Raw genomic sequence first — 16,070 nt, forward strand, 5'->3', positions numbered from 1 at the left:
TATGAAAGACAGGATACCACGACAGAAGATGCCGGAACTGACACCGGCCGAGAGAAAGAATAACTTTAATGAAATACCCCTGGGCTACTCGAAAGAAACGGCCATGCTGGAGGCATCGCGTTGCATACAGTGCAAGAAGCCTGCCTGCGTCGGGGGTTGTCCCGTGAATGTGGATATTCCCGGTTTTATTAAAGAGATCACCGACGGGAATTTTTCAGGGGCCTTTGCCGTTCTGAAAAAGACCAATACCCTCCCCGCGGTATGCGGCAGGGTCTGTCCCCAGGAGTCGCAGTGCGAGGCGCAATGCATCCTGGGTAAGAAATTTGAGCCTGTGGCCATCGGCAAGCTGGAACGGTTCGTGGCCGATTATGAACGCGAGGTAGAAAATGCCGCGGCCCGTGAAGCGGACGGGAAGAAGGATAAAAAAGTTGCCATTATCGGCGCCGGACCGGCGGGTCTTACCGCTGCAGGAGACCTGGCGCAGCGGGGTTATGCCGTAACGATTTTCGAGGCGCTCCATAGCCCCGGCGGAGTACTGGTGTACGGGATTCCCCAGTTCAGGCTGCCTAAGGAGATCGTGCATTATGAAATTGAAGCGCTGAAAAAACGCGGCGTCGAACTGGTCCTGAACCGGGTCGTGGGAATGTCCCAGACCGTCGATGACCTGCTGGACCGGGATTACCATGCCGTGTTCGTGGGAACCGGGGCCGGGCTGCCGCTCTTTCTCAACATAGCAGGAGAGAATCTCAAGGGAGTTTACAGCGCCAACGAATATCTTACCAGGGCCAATCTCATGAAGGCCTATAAATTTCCTGAATACGATACACCCATTATCAGGGGGAAAAATATCGCCGTATTCGGCGGCGGGAATGTTGCCATGGACGCGGCACGCGTGGCCAACAGGCTGGGTGCCGAGAACGTGTACCTGGTGTACCGCCGGTCACGTGACGAAATGCCGGCCCGCCTCGAGGAGATACATCATGCCGATGAGGAAGGGATCAACTTTCAGCTCCTGACGAACCCCGTGCGCTTTCTCGGTGATGAATCGGGGAACCTGAAGGGCGTGGAATGTCTCCGCATGGAACTGGGCGAGCCCGATGAATCGGGAAGAAGACGGCCCGTTACGGTGAAGGGCTCGGAGTTTATCATCGATATCGACGTGGCCATCATCGCCATCGGAAACGCTCCCAATCCCATCATCCAGAAGAGCACCGTGGGGCTCGACACGACGAAATGGGGAACCATCGTGGCGGACAACACGACAATGAAGACGAGCAAAAAAGGCGTATTCGCCGGCGGTGATATCGTTTCCGGCGCGGCAACGGTCATCGAGGCCATGGGAGCCGGGAGGAAGGCAGCTGCAGCCATCGATGAGTTCTGTACAACGGGTGCCTGGTAGCACTGAATACTACGGTTTTTTATATGATTGAAAGGGGGCTTCGGCCCCCTTTTTTATTATACCGGCATGCAGTAGATGCTGCCCGGGCAATTACCGGGGGAAAATGTATTGAAATTTTACAGCCTTATCGGTACAAGGAACCCTTATCAATCACCTGATGATTTCATGGACAGCATGAACACACGGAAAATACTATCTACATCACTGGTCTTCGGGCTGCTTCCCCTTTCGGTACTGCTCTTCGCGGGATCGGCATGGGTTCCCGATTTTATCGAGCACGTTTACGCACGGTGCCTCTATCCTGCCATGGCTTCTCCTCTGAGCAGGGTCACGGGGGTCTTGCCCTTTTCATTGGCCGAGTTTTTTATCTATGGAGCGGCGCTTTTATTCTTTTTCAGGATTGTGCGTGCCGTGGTGCGCATGGCCCGCCGTCGTGTAAAGATACGGACGCAACTGGGACGTTTTGTGCGACATGCATTTCTGGTACTGGGTATCATATATTTTCTGTTTATTTTTCTCTGGGGATGCAATAACAACCGGTGGACCCTGGAAAGGATCGAAGGGTATGAAACGGGCAGCGTTACGGTGAGTGAGCTGGAACGCTGCATCACCGAGATGAATCGCGGTGCTGCCCTTGAAGTGCCGGCGGTGATGCGTGATGCCGGGGGGATCATGCTGCGGGGAAACCGGAAAGACTTGATCTGCGTTGTTGAGGATTCCTTCGGGACATGCAGTTTCCTGAGTCCCCTTCTGGAAGGAACATACGGGCGGCCCAAGGAGTATTTCTTCTCCACGATTCTCAGTAGAATGGGCACCGCGGGCTTTTATTTTCCTTTTACAGGTGAAGTGACCCTCAACGGCGATATCCCCGCCGTTACCCGGCCCTTTGTCATGGCCCATGAAATGGCACACCAGCGGGGGTTCGCCCGGGAGAACGAGGCCAACTTCATCGCCTATCGGGTCTGCGCCGCGTCGGCCTCGGCAGAGCTCCGGTATTCGGCCCGGGTCACGGCCATCATGTACCTTCTGGGAAACCTGAAGAGGGAAGACACGGCGCGATATGAGGCGATACTGAAGCGCCTTGACCGCCGCGTGCTTGCCGAGATTGATAACAACCGGAAATTCTGGCAGTCCCGCCAGGGACGGGCCCGGAAAATATTCAGCGCCTGGAACGACCTTTTTCTCAGGGCCAGCAACCAGAAGGAGGGGCGGAAGAGCTACGGCCGCTTTACGGACCTCCTCGTGGCGGCCATGCGCAGCGGACAGCTGTAAAAATTTCAGGCGCTTTAGAAGATTAGAATACCCCGCCCCTGCTTGTTTATCGTGGAAATATTGTTTTACCCGACTGCTTTGTGTATATTATAGACAAATACTCTGCAGGAGGTTGAACGCCATGAAAAACATAGCGCCCCATATTGACGAAGGGGATGTTTTTGCCAGTTTCATGCACCCCGATGAATTTTACCGGCATGAGAAAAACATCCCGAAACATATTGATGAAGGCGATGTTTTCGCCAGTTTCATGCATCCTGAAGAATGGTACCGGCATGAGAAAAACATCCCGAAACATATTGACGAAGGGGATGTCTTTGCCAGTTTTATTCATCCCGATGACGGGACCAGGCATTAGATAAAGCATTATGCACACGGTGATTTCCCACCCGATATGCCGCTGTTATAGTGACAGGATGACGTGGTATAGCCTGCCGTTATGAATTCTCAGTCGAGCTCTGTTTTATTTTCCCGGGATGATCATATTCTGTGATGTCCTGTCTGTCCGCGCCTCCCTGTGTTCGGGTTCATGATTGCCTCTCTCATAAATTATTTTTAAAAAAAGAGTTGACTAGAATGATATTCTAGAATAACATTCTAGTATGAAGAAAATGAATTCAGTCCATGGAAGTTCCGGTGAAAGGCGCCGGCAGATTCTCCAGGCGGCTCTTTCCTGCTTTACCGAACAGGGCTTCTCGGATACAAGCATGTCCCACATTTGTGAACGTGCCGGCGCCAGTGTCGGCAGCATGTATCATCATTTCAGGAGCAAGGAACAGCTGGCCACGGCTGTGTACATGGACGGTATCGTGCAATACCAGCAGGGACTCCTCGGGGCGCTGGGAGGAGAAGCGGAGGCCGACAGGGGGGTCAGAGCCATCATAGAATTTCATCTTCGATGGGTTGCCGCAAATCCCGACTGGGCCCGGTTTCTCTTTCGTATGCGCCATGAATCCTTTATGACGGGCACCGACGATGAGTTCAGCAGGCTCAACAGGGAATTCGTCCAGGGCATCTCGCAGTGGTTTGCCCGTCATGTGAAGGCAGGCGTTATCCGTAAAATGGCATGGGATATGTACGTAGCAATCCTCCTTGGTCCCTGTCAGGAATTCGCCCGCATGTATCTCGCCGGGAAAACCATATCATCCATCGACGCGGCCGTGGACGAGCTTTCCCGAACAGCATGGAATTCTCTGGCTGCGGCCGATGTAACAAAATAGAGAGAGGTTCAGTCATGGCCCATATCATCATGCAGTCCTTTCACGATGATCCCTCGGCCCTGGGCACGCTGCTCAAGGCCTTTACTTCGCGGAACAGCACCTTTAAGGCGAAGGAGGAGGTGCCCCTCATACGGATCGAGAGAAAGGGCGTACGGATACGGGAGGGGCATGCCGCGGTATTCAATGAAATCTGCGGTTTGCCGTCTTCATCGGAAATGAATATTTTGTATCCCTTCACACTGGTCTATCCCTACATCATGCGCATTCTCTGCAGGAAGGATATGCCCTTTTCCCTCTTCAGGGTTCTCAACACCGTGAACAATATCACCATGTATCAGCCGCTGCATGTAGGCGACACCGTTGACGTCATCTGCTATAATTCCGATATGAGGATTACGGAGCGAGGCATTGAGACCGATATCACTTCGGAGATTATTTCAGAAGGAATCAGGATATGGGATAATGTCACGACATACCTGTTGCGGGGAAAATTCAGGGACGCCGTTGATGCATCGCCCTTTGTGTCACTGGAACCCATACAGGGAGCACCGAGGACGACGCAGTGGTACCTTCCGGTGAAGGACCGCTTCAGGTTTGCCCGGGTTTCCGGCGATACCAACGGTATCCACTACTGGAAAATATATGCCCGCATGTTCGGTTTTGAGCGGGATTTCTCCCAGCCTATAAGGATTACGGCCCGGTGCGCGGCGGAGCTCCCCCTTCCGGAAGGAGCAGGGCCGGTAAAGATGATATTTTTTCTCAAGGGACCGGTTTATTACGGGCGCCTTCTCGAACTCAGGAGCGCCGGAAACGATAAAGGGTATCGTTTTGATCTTTACTGTGAAGGAAATGAGCGGCCCTGTATAAGCGGGGAGGTAATGAAAATATGAAGTCCATGGATGCTCTGACCCTTCCGGAGACAGTGGATCTTTTGAATAAATGCTGGATGTCCCATGACGGCATGTGGTTTTTCCACTGCTTCCACGAATTGGGGATTCAAAAAGCCAATGAACTGAACAAGGCCGCCATACGCTCCCTGGCACATCTTGAAATTGATAGAATATTGGAAAGCTTCGCCATCGGCAGGAAGGATATTTCATCTTTTCAGCGCTTCCGGGAGTTTTTTATGGAAGTATCAAAAATATTTATTCCTGAATTCATGAATGTCGTCTGGAGTTTCGGAGTTGATGATACGCTTCATTGGGAATTCACCGAGAAAAAATGCTTTGCCTACAAGGGTGTCAGAAGAATCGGTGTCCTGGATCAATATGAGTGCGGCGTAATTTATCGCGTTCAGTGCTGGCTTGATGAACTGGCAATAGAATACAGCATCGATCCGGCCGTGAAGGGCTGTCTCATGCTCACCCGCAATTCATGTTCGGGGACCATTGCTTTGCGGTTCCCGGGAGAGGAGTGACTTTCTCTGCCCTTTTTATTATATTTAAAATGAAAAATCTGAATTGTAGAGGTGCCCAGAATAATATCTGTGAAGTCGCGGCACAAGCTGTGAAAAGATTGCGCAGATAAGTTCAGGGATGAAAATGTATCGGTGTAACTATACCGGTTTTGTAACATTATCCATGCGAGATCTTCATATGCTGCACTAATGAGATGAATATCAAAGCGAGAGGTGGATATTATGACAAAGAATGTGGGAAAAACGGACAAGATAATAAGGATTGCCGCAGCCGTAATTATAGCCGGTGCCGGCATTTATTTTCAGAGCTGGCTTGGTCTCCTGGCCCTGATTCCCCTGGGTACGGCATTCATGGGTTGGTGTCCCCTGTATGTGCCTCTGGGAATCAATACCGGTGGGAAATAAAGTCTGTCTCCCGGAAGAGAAATTATTGCTGTTAGTATCTGTTTTTTAGCATTTTATCTGCGCAGTCGGGGCAAAGGCTGTGGCTGAAATCCGCGTCGGAGTGATCCATGATGTACAATTCGATCTGATTCCAGTATCCGCTGTCGTCGCGGATTTTTTTACACGAGGCGCAGATAGGGAGAAGGCCCTTTAGGGTCTTGACATTGTTCAGTGATTCCTGGAGTTCATTGACCATTGCCGACAGTCCCTCTATGATGGGATTCGTGACTTTAATGAAGAGGAGGGCCCCCAGAAACAGGGAGGCCAGACCGATGATGGCACTGATGATGCCGGCCTTTATGAAAGGGGCCCTTATTTCAGTCATGTCTATTTTTGCAACTATACCAAGATCCAACTCAGCCACGGGTTCATGGGCAGCAAGCACGGTCTCGCCACGGTAATCCTTGCCGATTATAGCGCCTGATTTTCCCGACAGGGCCAGTTTCATGGGTTCGGCCAGGGATGAATTGAAAGGGACGGGTTTTGGCTGGCTCAAGTCATAATGGCGATGGTTCAGGATGAAGACAATGGTATCTCTCTCGCGGCGGGCCAGGGTGAATTCGCCGGTCTTTCCAAAGCCGTTGTAGTTGCCATGCGCCTCAATGATCTGGCTCAGGGTCCCTGCCGTCGGATCGGACTGATCATCGCGGCTGTACTTTTTATCATACCGTGCAATTGCCTCAATGAGTCGGGCCTGGCTGCGGGCGGTTTCCGTGAGACGGGCTGTCTCCTGTTCCAGGGCTGTACGGTAGAGTATTCCAATGGTAATGGATTCAACAATGGCGGTTATAAGAATCATTATGACGATTAATAATATAACTCTTCGCCGCGGTTTCATGCCATTCATTTGCATAGTCTTCATTTCTCCATAGATTGGCTGCAGATTTGAGTTCATTTTTTTTGTTTAACAATTTTATAAATATATCATAGTTCGGAAAAGAATTCAAGAATAAAAGCGTAAAGGCGTAATCAGGATGTGTTGTTACTATTTTGCATGTCCGGTTATTTAATATTTGAAATAATTATGGATTTCCTTCATACTGTGGGAATAACGATAATAGAGAGGTTTTCATGAATTTTCTGTTCAGTATTTTTGCTTATACCGATGGGCCGCATGCCGACACGGGAGGGCATGTCGCCGGTTCAAAACTGAAAGGCCTTCTTTTCGGATTTCTTCTCGTGGCCTTTATTATTATTTTTGAAATAATCTGTGCCAGGCTGGCGCTTCCCGCCTGGCCCGCTTTCATGGTGATGATATTTTTCTTTGTCGTTCACGAGGATATAAAAATGATACCTCCCATTCTTACGGGGGGTGCGGCTGGGATCGCCTGTGTTTTCCTGATTGAAAAATTCGTTGGACTTCTCGGACCGTCCCTGGGTCATGAGGCGGCAAAGCTGGCCTTCATAGGGATATTCGTCTATTCCATTGTCATGCTCAAGGACAGGATCCCCTGGGTGTTCAACAGCTTTGCCTTTATGTTTTTCCTGGTGTCATCACTGGCGGGTCATTCATCGGGAGTGAATGTTCCGGTCTGGATCGGCATTGAGGTCATACTGGGCGGTATATTCATTGCCGGTATTCTGGGGATAAACTGGATTGTCGATGTCCTTATTCGTGGATTCCGGGGACAGGAAGAAGTGTCAGGTCAGTGATCATGCTTGTATATCTTAATGGATATATCCATGTCATAAAGTAACGCGTAAACCGGAAGGAGGAACCGATGGAAAGAAGAGAATTTTTGAAAATTGCAGCGGGAGTGGCCATGACGGCGGTACATCCCCTTTCGGGTTGCGCCGATTTGGGAAAGGGCCATGCACTCCGGAAACCCGTGAAAGAGGGGCTGCCGGCAAAAGTTTTTCTCAGCGGGACTGCCAGAGGAGCTTCTGAAAAGGATATCAGAACCGCGGTGCGCGAAACGGCCCTGGCGGCCACTGATTTTTCCTGGCTCACGAAAAGGGATACGGTCTTCATAAAAACTGTGAACAACTCGGGAAATCCCTATCCGGCGACGACAAGCCCCGTTGCGGTGGCAGCCATGATTGAGCTCCTCAGGGAAAAGGGGGCACGCCGTGTAATCGTGGGAGACATGTCGGGTGTCCAGTTCGTCCGGTTCACCCGGGAGTCATTGAAGGGAAGTTCCCGCAAGCTGATGGAAAAGGCGGGACTGGCGCAGGCCGTGATAAAGGCCGGCGCCGAGCTTCACTGCTTCGAGGAGGCGGGATGGGACGCTTTCCATGAAGACCGTCCCGTGGAAGGAGCGCACTGGAAGGGGCCTATCATGATGCCCAATATACTCAAAGAGGCGGATCATATAATACTCATGCCCCGCTGTTCTCGGCACATACTTGCGGGAAGCACCCTGGGTCTGAAAGCAGCCGTGGGATACTGGCGACACGATACCAGGCTCGAGTATCATCATGACGCTTCGACACTGCATGAAAAAACAGCTGAAGCAAACACCGTTGAAACGCTGAGAAAGAAACAGAGGCTTGTTCTCACCACTGCCGATAAGATCCTCACTACCGTGGGCCCTGATGATGGATATGTGTACGAACCGGAGCGGGGCCTGAATATGGCATCGGAATCGGTTGTGGCTCATGAGATGGTTTCCCTGGCCTGGCTTCTGGCAAACAGGCACGATATGCCGGAGTCGGAGCGGGACGGCTTTCTGGATTCTTCTAAAATGGTTCCCCGCATGGTAAACAGGGTAGTGAATAACTTTCTCTCGGGATGGGGCAAGGCCATCACGGCCGATACATTTATTAAAAATGATATTTCTGGTATCTGGGATGACCGGGTGCTGGCCCATGCCTGCCATGTTTATGGTGGTGTTCCGCGGACTTCACTCGTGGTCCATGGCGGCACTGTTACCGAAGATTTAAAGAAACGACTTGCAGAGATGATTTCCCTGCCGGCATAATGCACAGTATCCCAGGCGACTGTCAGCAAAGGTATAGTCGCCTGTCAGATTGAATAACCAAAACGTTCACCGCAATAAACGAAGTTCAAGAAAAAGATGCAGGTTCCTCAAAAAACCGTCCGGACTGTTAAAAAAAGTTGTAAAAATAAAACTCCTGTTATATGCTAGCTTATGATCCCATGATGCGGAGCCAATGAATATAGCGCTACAAAAAGCATGGAGATATGTATGACTGTAACAATGTGCGAGGTTATAATCGGTCGCTGATAAGTAAGCCTTCATTGTTGCAATATTACTGCGATCACGCAGTTGCAAATAGGATATCGGGAGGCAGTAATGAAAAAATTTGTTCTGATGACATCGGTTATATGTATGATTTTCGTGGCTGTCTTTACCGGTCCAGTGCAGGCGGCTGACGGCCTTTTTACGACGGTCACGGCCGATGGCCTGGAACTGAAAATGAGGCGGTACCGTCCATCGCCTGCATCACCGTTCAACGAACACGGCAAGCCCGTACTTCTTTTTCCCGGCATTGTGGCAAACATGAATCAGTTTATACTGTATACGCCGGAAGAACGTGAGGACGATTATGCCGGTATGACGCTTCCGGAGCCCCTGGCGTCGTGGGCCGAAGGCGATGCTGCCATAGAGGAAGATCCAATGCTGTATTACAGCACGGCCTACTATCTCTGGAAAATGGGCTACGATCCCTGGTTCGGGAATTATCGCGGAACCGGCCGCGGTGAATTTGAAAGCGACAGGGGATCGGGCTACACCAATATCGATGTGTGGTCGGCACTTGATGCGCCGGCCATGGTTGATACGGTTCGTACTGTCACTGGGGAAAATCCCGTAATCGGCGGCCACAGCACCGGGGGACTCGTTGCATATACCTACATGCAGGGAACGATAATCGATGCCTCGGAAATGGGTGGAGATTATATCCCCCATGTGCAGTCCGATCCGGATCTGGCAGCGAAGAGAAACCGTGAAGTGGCGGGTCTTCTGCTCCTGGATCCCGGTGGAATACCGCCCCTGCCAAAAATGATAGATCAGTACGCCATCTGGAAAGCAGCAGGTGAACCGGTCTATCTTGACCTGGACCGCCTCATGGAGGAGATCGTGAATCCACTTTTTAAGGACAGTGATTTCCTTATGCTCACCATCGATACGCTTCTGAAATTTATCAATAATAAACACGCGCTGTACCAGTCATTCCCGGATTGGCTCTATGTTTATGAGCTGGATATTTTCGGTTTCCTCAACTTCTGGATAGCCGACAACACGGATCCCTGTGTTGAGGACTTCTTTGTTCGCTACTGCGCCGCCAGCACGTATCTGCGGGGCCTTGCCCAGTACGGCGATATATCGCTCAACAACGCAATCAGGGAGCACTGGAAGAACGGACCGGAAAACAAGGATGTGGTCATGGGGCCGGAGCCTGCCCGTGATCTTGACGGTTATTACTACTATGATGATCACATGGACCTCATTACCGTTCCCGCCTTTGCCGTGCTTTCCGACGCCGGGTCGCTGGTAGACGCGCAGGAAATTATTGATGACTTTTTTATGCAAAAAACGGCTCATAGTCTCGATGAGTGGCATCAGCTTGCCAATACGGCCCATCTCGATATCACCTGCGGATATACGATGCCGGCGGTATCCTACCCTCTTATAGGTGCCTGGCTTTCAAAGCTTGATGGTCAAAATGGACGGACTACATATGAAAATACCGGTGCCACCGATTCTGCCGCGGGATGCGGGAGTGCGGCCAGAGCAGGCGGAATAGGTGATATGACGCACGACTCTTTCAATGTTGAACTTCCCGTTATATGCTCCGTATTAATGCTGCTGCTCTATATAATAAAACGCCGGAGAAGGGCACGACGGCAAAGGGCGTAGACTCCACACCGGGATATACCGGCATATGATCACTATTGCCGGTATCCCGGGATGTCGGGCTTTTTCATAATAGTCATTGACAATTTCATCGATGAATTACATAAAAGGGCCTGACATGAGCGGGAGGAAACAATGAAATGGGCTTCTCTTCCAGCGGCGCTTATGGCCGCTGTCTGTCTTTATGCCGGCTTCTATTACCTGGGTATGTTCGCCAGGAGGCGCGGTGTACTCCGGAATCTTTTTTTCTCCATGACTTGTTTCAGCATATCCCTCTATGATTTTTTTTGCGCCGCGCTCTATAATGCCTCTTCCCTTGCCGAGGGAATGCACTGGCAGCGCTACCAGTTTGCCAGTCTGGCCCTTTTTACAATCATGCTGTCGTGGTTCATCTATTATTCCGTTGAATACCGGGAAAAACGGATATTCGTTATCAGTACGGTCGTTCTTCTACTTTTTTTTGTACTGGGCCTTACGGTGCGTAATGAGCTTACCCTGTCCCTGGCAAATCCCCGTATGAAACACGTGGAACTGGGAGGTTTTCTCTCGGTCACGTACATGGAAGTCAACCCGGGGCTCATCTATCGCCTTCAGTACATTGTTATGATGTTTATGGCTCTGTATGTTTTTTATATCGGCATGCGATATTTTATAGATTCGGAAATGCGGCCGGGAAATCCTTTTCTTGTCGCCATGATAGTTCTCTTTGCCGTTACCATCAATGATTCCCTGGTGGGTGCCGGCGTCTATCGCTTCATCTATCTCCTGGAATACGCCTACCTGTTCCTCATAGTGTACATGGCCTCGGTCCTCCAGAATAATTTTATCGATCTGAACAGGGAAGTAGAGGAGCTGAACGTCCAGTTGGAAGAGAAGATCAATGAGCGGACCATGGAACTGTTTTTCAGTGAAATAGGGCGGGGCCTCTACGTGGAGATGCTCAAGGAAATTCCCTGCGGAGAGGACCTGAAGGAAATGGAAAGTTCCGTGGCGGAAGAGGTTACAGACCGGAGACTGGAAACGGTGCAGAAACTCAGCCAGGATATCAGTATCATTTCCAACCTTGAAGAGCTGCTAAATCGTGCGCTGAACAAGGCCATGGAAATTTCTGGGGCCATAACGGGATGCCTTTACATGGTGAATGAGATGAATGAAACGGAGCTGAGAGCCTTCCGTTCCATGTCACCCACGGTTCTCTCGGCTGAAATGGAGGAATTGACGGTCCGGGTGTTCCGTGAACAGGCATATATCATAACAGGAAGTATGCGGGAAAACGGTGATGATGGGGCAGCAACCATACGCCCCGGCGATGGACGGAACGTTCTTATAATGCCCATTTATCTCAGAAAAGATATTATCGGTGTTGGATACCTGGAAAAAGCAAAAGAGACATCGATCTTTACCGATACGGACGCAAGGCTTCTCCGCGCCTATTTGGATCAGTCGGCCAATGCCATGGAATATGCCTTTTTCTACCAGCGGATGATAAACCGGAAGGGCGGTGTCACCGGGGGAGAATCAAGGAAACCCAGCATATCAAGCACAACCGAGGACAAAATCCGGAAAGCCCTGGCATATATAGAAGAAAACTACACATCGGACATTTCGCGTGAAGGCCTTGCGGCATCGCTGAACATGCATCCCGATTCGCTGGGAAGATTTTTCAGGATGTACACCGATAAAAAAATCAGTGAATACATCAATGAACTCCGGGTACGCGATGCGGCCAAACGTCTCAGGGAAACCGACGAGAATATAATTGACATCGCCTTCTCCGTGGGCTTTGAAAGCCTGACGACATTTAACCGTGCTTTTCTCAGGGAGATGAAAATAACCCCCACCAGTTACCGGAAGCAGGAAGAATAAAAAAGTCAGTCCTGTCCCGGCGTTTTATTCGATGGTGCATCCGAAGCGCTCGCCGGTGTAGCGCGATGTGCCGCTCAAGCCGAGACCTTTGGCGGTAACGCGTTTTTCCTTGTAATCGACCTCGTATCCCGAAATGGGAATTACCACGCGGGACCAGATGCGGCACTGCTCTTCTGTGCGTCCCTCAACAAAAAGACAGGAACACATGAACTTAGAGTAGACATTTCCGGCCATGGGCCGGAAATTCTTCAGGTCCGTCCAGTTAATCATGGTCAGTATGCCGATGCCCGTGACGAGGAGAATAACCACTATGCCGAGTATTTTCAGGATTGTTTTCATTTGATCACCTTTTATTGATGCTTTCTATTATCAGTTTAAGGAAGGTGTTGATATCAAAGCTCTTGTCCCTGTTGTCGCCGGTATACACCACGACCATGTCCAGAGAGGGGATGACAAAGATAAACTGTCCCCAGTGTCCCATGGCTATGAAGGTGTCGGCAGGCGCGTCGGGATAGGCCCTGGGAAGGTTCTTTTCGGGAACATCCCTGTTGAGCCACCAGAGAGCTCCGTAGGCCGGGTCTTTCTGTTCTTTCTCTGACAGTTCCGTCAGGTAATAGGCGGGAGCGATGCTGGTGCTGTAAGAGACCCATCCTTCGGGAAGCAGCCGTTTGCCGTTCCATATGCCGTCGTTCAGGAAGAGGTAGCCGAAACGGGCCATGTCACGCGGTGAGGTATAGACATATGAAGATCCCACGAATGTGCCGGCGGCATCACGCTCCCAAACGACCTTCTTCATGCCGATCACATTGAAGAGGCGATCCCAGGGATAGCGTTCGTATTCATCGGCTGACATGGTCTTTTTCAGTATGGCCATGAGAAGGTTCGGCGTGGGACTGGCGTATTCCCATTTTGTTCCCGGATCAGCCTCCAGTTCCTGTGATGCGGCATAGGCGGCCATGTCACGGTGCCCCACGGTGAAGAGCATGGCGTTTACCGTTGATTTGATTGGGGATGCCTCGTAAGTTTCATTGGAGTAGAGACCCGAGCTCATTCGCATGAGATGATCAATTGTAATTTCCTTGTGACGGCCGCGGTTCAGGGAAGGATAGTATTTCCAGGCCGGTTCATCGAGTTTCAGGCGTCCCTCCCTGACGGCAATGCCGAACAGGGCATTGGTAAAGGACTTGGAATCGGACCAGGTGATATGCACCATGTCACGGGTGAATCCCCCGGCATATTTTTCAAAAACCAGGTAGCCGTTTTTAATGATGACGACCCCGTCGGTGCGGATGCCTTTTCGTTCAGATTCGGGGCCTGTACGCGTGAAGGCATAGGTCTCCATTTTTTTCAGTATCTTTGAATTCATGCCGGCATTTCCGGGTGTTTTTACTTTCCATTCGCCCGTGGGCCAATAGTCACGCTGTACCAACGGTTTTTTGAAGAGGGAAATACCCGCCGGTGTTTTGGCGGATTTTTCATCGGCCTTACTGCTGACGTAGAGAAACGATAATGCGACAATTCCGCAGAACAGGAGAATGAGCGTAGATGATTTTCTGACTATTTTTTTCATGATTATGCTCCCTGATTGATATGTGAGCAGTATACCCTTTTTAAGGCTCACGTCAAATAAAATATCATGAAAGAAAAAGGGATTGATAATATCTGTTATTATCCGGAACATATGATCATGAAAAAGACTACGCAGCCCTATATCGGATCGGAAACTGAAATGCCGGAACTCACCGTACGGGCCCTTCTCCTGGGGATCGTACTGGCCGTGGTAATGGCCGCCGCCAATGCATACCTGGGCCTGTATGCCGGCATGACCGTATCGGCATCTATCCCCGCCGCTGTTATTTCCATGTCCATCATGCGGGGCATCATGAAAAAGGGGACCATACTGGAAAACAATATCGTTCAGACCATGGCAAGCGCAGGAGAATCACTGGCAGCCGGGATAATATTCACAGTGCCGGCCCTGGTCATAGTGGGTGTATGGAAGGATTTTCAATTCTGGCCTACGACACTCATTGCGCTCTGCGGCGGAATACTGGGAATTATTTTTATGATACCGCTGCGCAGGGTCCTTATCATTGAAGACCGCGAGCTGACCTATCCCGAAGGCGTGGCATGCGCCGAAGTTTTGAAGGCCGGGGAAACGGGAGGTTCCGGTTTTCGCGCCATCCTGGGAGGCCTGGCCGCCGGCGGCGCCGTGAAGCTTTTTGCCACAATTGTGCAGGTACTCAAAGGAACGGTGGAAACGGCATTTTTTCTGGGAGGCCGTGTTTTTTTCATGGGGTGTGATGTTTCGCCGGCCATGCTGGGCGTAGGATATATTGTCAACCTTGAGATAGCCCTCATGGTTTTCCTGGGAAGTTCCGCTGCATGGATCATCGGGATACCGTTTATGGGAATTCCCGTGGACATGGCGGGATCACCGCCCCTGGATGTGGCGTGGCATCTTTGGAGTTCCCAGATTCGATATGTCGGCGTGGGAGCCATGGTGGTGGGAGGACTCTGGTCCATCGTATCGGTGCGCCACGGCATTGTCCGCGGTGTAAAGGGATTGCGCAGAAGCGGCGTTGGTCTCGACATGTCATCAGAGGCTGGACATGAAAAAATCGGTCGTACGGACCGGGATATCCGGCTTACTGCCATGGCCGCTGTCCTGGTTATAAGCATTGTCGTACTTACTTTTCTGTATGAGATGCTCACTTCGCAATGGGGCCTCAGTATTGTCACGGCCCTGTGCATGACCGTAGCGTCATTTTTCTTTGTGGCCGTATCAAGCTATATCGTGGGACTCGTGGGGAGTACCAACAATCCCATATCGGGCATGACCATCAGCGCTCTCCTGGGCGTTTCGGCCCTTTTTCTCGTTCTTGGATGGAAGGGTGATTCGGCGATCCTTGCGACACTGGGCGTGGCCGGTGTTGTGTGCTGCGCTGCCAGTTCCGCCGGCGACGTGTCACAGGATCTCAAAACAGGTCACCTGCTGGGCGCCACACCGGCGCGGCAGCAGACGGCCCAGATTGTGGGCGTGGCTGTATCGTCGATTTTCCTTGCGCCGGTACTTTCTTTGCTGCATAGTGCTTACGGTATCGGTACGGGACTCAAAGCACCCCAGGCCACGCTCTTTGCCAGCATTACCAAGGGTGTTTTCGGCGGAGGGAATATCCCCCGGGGTATGGTTTTTACAGGGATTGTCATCGGCATTATACTTATTGCGGCGGACCGCCTGCTGCAGAAAAGGGGTGCTTCCATCCGTATCCATGTGATGCCCATTGCCGTGGGAATATATCTTCCTCTTACGCTCATCGTTCCCATGCTGGCAGGAGGGATCATCCGCTTTGTTCTGGAGAAAAAAAGGAATCGAAGCGATGCCAGTGAGTCGGGAGACAGGGGTGTACTTCTTTCATCGGGGATGATTGCCGGCGAGGCCCTCATGGGTATAATAGCGGCGGTCTTTATCGTCCTGAATATGAAGATCGTTCCGGCATTGCCTGCGGCCGTACCGGTTGTTTTATCATTAATGGTGATGCTTGCGGTGGTGATATATCTGTACCGGAAAGCGCGAGAGTGACGCCCTCCTGAGCCTGCCTGTACGGACAGGTCGCGACCTGTCCGTACAG

14 protein-coding genes and 1 pseudogene are annotated in these 16,070 nt (G+C 51.1%); 12 read left to right on the forward strand and 3 right to left on the reverse strand.

Annotated features, from left to right (window positions below; translation table 11 throughout):
• Position 1: 1 nt before the first annotated feature.
• The 7 genes from gltA to CVV44_01920 all read left to right on the forward strand — a co-directional run bounded on the left by gltA (position 2) and on the right by CVV44_01920 (position 5,713).
• Positions 2–1,399 (forward strand): glutamate synthase (NADPH), homotetrameric, encoded by a 1,398-nt coding sequence (gltA, locus tag CVV44_01890; protein PKL41411.1) that lies wholly within the window; start codon positions 2–4, stop codon positions 1,397–1,399.
• Positions 1,400–1,474: 75 nt separating this feature from the next.
• Entirely contained in the window at positions 1,475–2,671 is a 1,197-nt protein-coding gene (locus tag CVV44_01895; GenBank protein PKL41412.1) for a hypothetical protein, read from the forward strand.
• A 121-nt stretch (positions 2,672–2,792) separates the two neighbouring features.
• A complete protein-coding gene (locus tag CVV44_01900) occupies positions 2,793–3,029 on the forward strand; it encodes a hypothetical protein (protein ID PKL41413.1) in 237 nt (78 codons plus the stop codon).
• A gap of 244 nt (positions 3,030–3,273) precedes the next feature.
• Positions 3,274–3,891, forward strand: a complete 618-nt coding sequence (locus tag CVV44_01905; GenBank protein ID PKL41414.1) for a TetR/AcrR family transcriptional regulator — start codon at positions 3,274–3,276, stop codon at positions 3,889–3,891.
• 14 nt (positions 3,892–3,905) lie between these two features.
• Complete coding sequence (locus CVV44_01910) at positions 3,906–4,781, forward strand: hypothetical protein (GenBank protein ID PKL41415.1); 876 nt, start codon at positions 3,906–3,908, stop codon at positions 4,779–4,781.
• Positions 4,778–5,308, forward strand: coding sequence for a hypothetical protein (locus tag CVV44_01915; protein ID PKL41416.1), 531 nt, complete (start codon positions 4,778–4,780; stop codon positions 5,306–5,308). The genes CVV44_01910 and CVV44_01915 overlap by 4 nt, the downstream gene beginning before the upstream one ends.
• 222 nt (positions 5,309–5,530) lie before the next feature.
• Positions 5,531–5,713, forward strand: a complete 183-nt coding sequence (locus tag CVV44_01920; GenBank protein ID PKL41417.1) for a DUF2892 domain-containing protein — start codon at positions 5,531–5,533, stop codon at positions 5,711–5,713.
• A 31-nt stretch (positions 5,714–5,744) separates the two neighbouring features.
• Here the strand turns inward: CVV44_01920 and CVV44_01925 are convergent.
• Positions 5,745–5,939 (reverse strand): annotated as a pseudogene (locus tag CVV44_01925) (response regulator).
• Between the two features lie 884 nt (positions 5,940–6,823).
• Between CVV44_01925 and CVV44_01930 the strand changes: the two are divergent.
• The 4 genes from CVV44_01930 (at position 6,824) to CVV44_01945 (ending at position 12,438) form a co-directional block, all read left to right on the forward strand.
• Positions 6,824–7,405, forward strand: coding sequence for a hypothetical protein (locus CVV44_01930; GenBank protein PKL41418.1), 582 nt, complete (start codon positions 6,824–6,826; stop codon positions 7,403–7,405).
• A gap of 68 nt (positions 7,406–7,473) precedes the next feature.
• On the forward strand, positions 7,474–8,673 hold the full coding sequence (locus tag CVV44_01935; protein PKL41419.1) for a hypothetical protein: 1,200 nt from the start codon (positions 7,474–7,476) through the stop codon (positions 8,671–8,673).
• A gap of 336 nt (positions 8,674–9,009) precedes the next feature.
• Positions 9,010–10,575: a hypothetical protein gene (locus CVV44_01940; GenBank protein ID PKL41420.1), complete on the forward strand. Its 1,566-nt coding sequence runs from the start codon at positions 9,010–9,012 to the stop codon at positions 10,573–10,575.
• Between the two features lie 132 nt (positions 10,576–10,707).
• On the forward strand, positions 10,708–12,438 hold the full coding sequence (locus CVV44_01945; GenBank protein PKL41421.1) for a hypothetical protein: 1,731 nt from the start codon (positions 10,708–10,710) through the stop codon (positions 12,436–12,438).
• Positions 12,439–12,462: 24 nt separating this feature from the next.
• Here the strand turns inward: CVV44_01945 and CVV44_01950 are convergent, their stop codons facing one another.
• Together CVV44_01950 and CVV44_01955 are read right to left on the reverse strand one after the other, a co-directional pair.
• On the reverse strand, positions 12,463–12,777 hold the full coding sequence (locus CVV44_01950) for a hypothetical protein (protein ID PKL41422.1): 315 nt from the start codon (positions 12,775–12,777) through the stop codon (positions 12,463–12,465).
• Positions 12,778–12,781: 4 nt separating this feature from the next.
• Positions 12,782–14,119 carry a penicillin-binding protein gene (locus CVV44_01955; GenBank protein PKL41423.1) on the reverse strand — a complete coding sequence of 446 codons (1,338 nt, stop codon included), beginning with the start codon at positions 14,117–14,119 and terminating at the stop codon, positions 12,782–12,784.
• 6 nt (positions 14,120–14,125) lie between these two features.
• Between CVV44_01955 and CVV44_01960 the strand changes: the two genes are divergently transcribed.
• A complete protein-coding gene (locus tag CVV44_01960; protein ID PKL41448.1) occupies positions 14,126–16,021 on the forward strand; it encodes an oligopeptide transporter, OPT family in 1,896 nt (631 codons plus the stop codon).
• The last annotated feature ends 49 nt before the right edge of the window (positions 16,022–16,070 follow it).

The sequence above is a fragment of the Spirochaetae bacterium HGW-Spirochaetae-1 genome (assembly GCA_002839375.1).
In the GTDB taxonomy this organism is placed as follows: domain Bacteria; phylum Spirochaetota; class UBA4802; order UBA4802; family UBA5550; genus PGXY01.

Excerpts from the sequence above, each read along its gene's own strand:
- gltA (PKL41411.1), top strand. The coding sequence starts at position 2 with ATGAAAGACAGGATACCACGACAGAAGATGCCGGAACTGACACCGGCC.
- CVV44_01895 (PKL41412.1), top strand. The coding sequence starts at position 1,475 with ATGCTGCCCGGGCAATTACCGGGGGAAAATGTATTGAAATTTTACAGC.
- CVV44_01900 (PKL41413.1), top strand. The coding sequence starts at position 2,793 with ATGAAAAACATAGCGCCCCATATTGACGAAGGGGATGTTTTTGCCAGT.
- CVV44_01905 (PKL41414.1), top strand. The coding sequence starts at position 3,274 with ATGAAGAAAATGAATTCAGTCCATGGAAGTTCCGGTGAAAGGCGCCGG.
- CVV44_01910 (PKL41415.1), top strand. The coding sequence starts at position 3,906 with ATGGCCCATATCATCATGCAGTCCTTTCACGATGATCCCTCGGCCCTG.
- CVV44_01915 (PKL41416.1), top strand. The coding sequence starts at position 4,778 with ATGAAGTCCATGGATGCTCTGACCCTTCCGGAGACAGTGGATCTTTTG.
- CVV44_01920 (PKL41417.1), top strand. The coding sequence starts at position 5,531 with ATGACAAAGAATGTGGGAAAAACGGACAAGATAATAAGGATTGCCGCA.
- CVV44_01930 (PKL41418.1), top strand. The coding sequence starts at position 6,824 with ATGAATTTTCTGTTCAGTATTTTTGCTTATACCGATGGGCCGCATGCC.
- CVV44_01935 (PKL41419.1), top strand. The coding sequence starts at position 7,474 with ATGGAAAGAAGAGAATTTTTGAAAATTGCAGCGGGAGTGGCCATGACG.
- CVV44_01940 (PKL41420.1), top strand. The coding sequence starts at position 9,010 with ATGAAAAAATTTGTTCTGATGACATCGGTTATATGTATGATTTTCGTG.
- CVV44_01945 (PKL41421.1), top strand. The coding sequence starts at position 10,708 with ATGAAATGGGCTTCTCTTCCAGCGGCGCTTATGGCCGCTGTCTGTCTT.
- CVV44_01950 (PKL41422.1), bottom strand. The coding sequence starts at position 12,777 with ATGAAAACAATCCTGAAAATACTCGGCATAGTGGTTATTCTCCTCGTC.
- CVV44_01955 (PKL41423.1), bottom strand. The coding sequence starts at position 14,119 with ATGTTCCGGATAATAACAGATATTATCAATCCCTTTTTCTTTCATGAT.
- CVV44_01960 (PKL41448.1), top strand. The coding sequence starts at position 14,126 with ATGAAAAAGACTACGCAGCCCTATATCGGATCGGAAACTGAAATGCCG.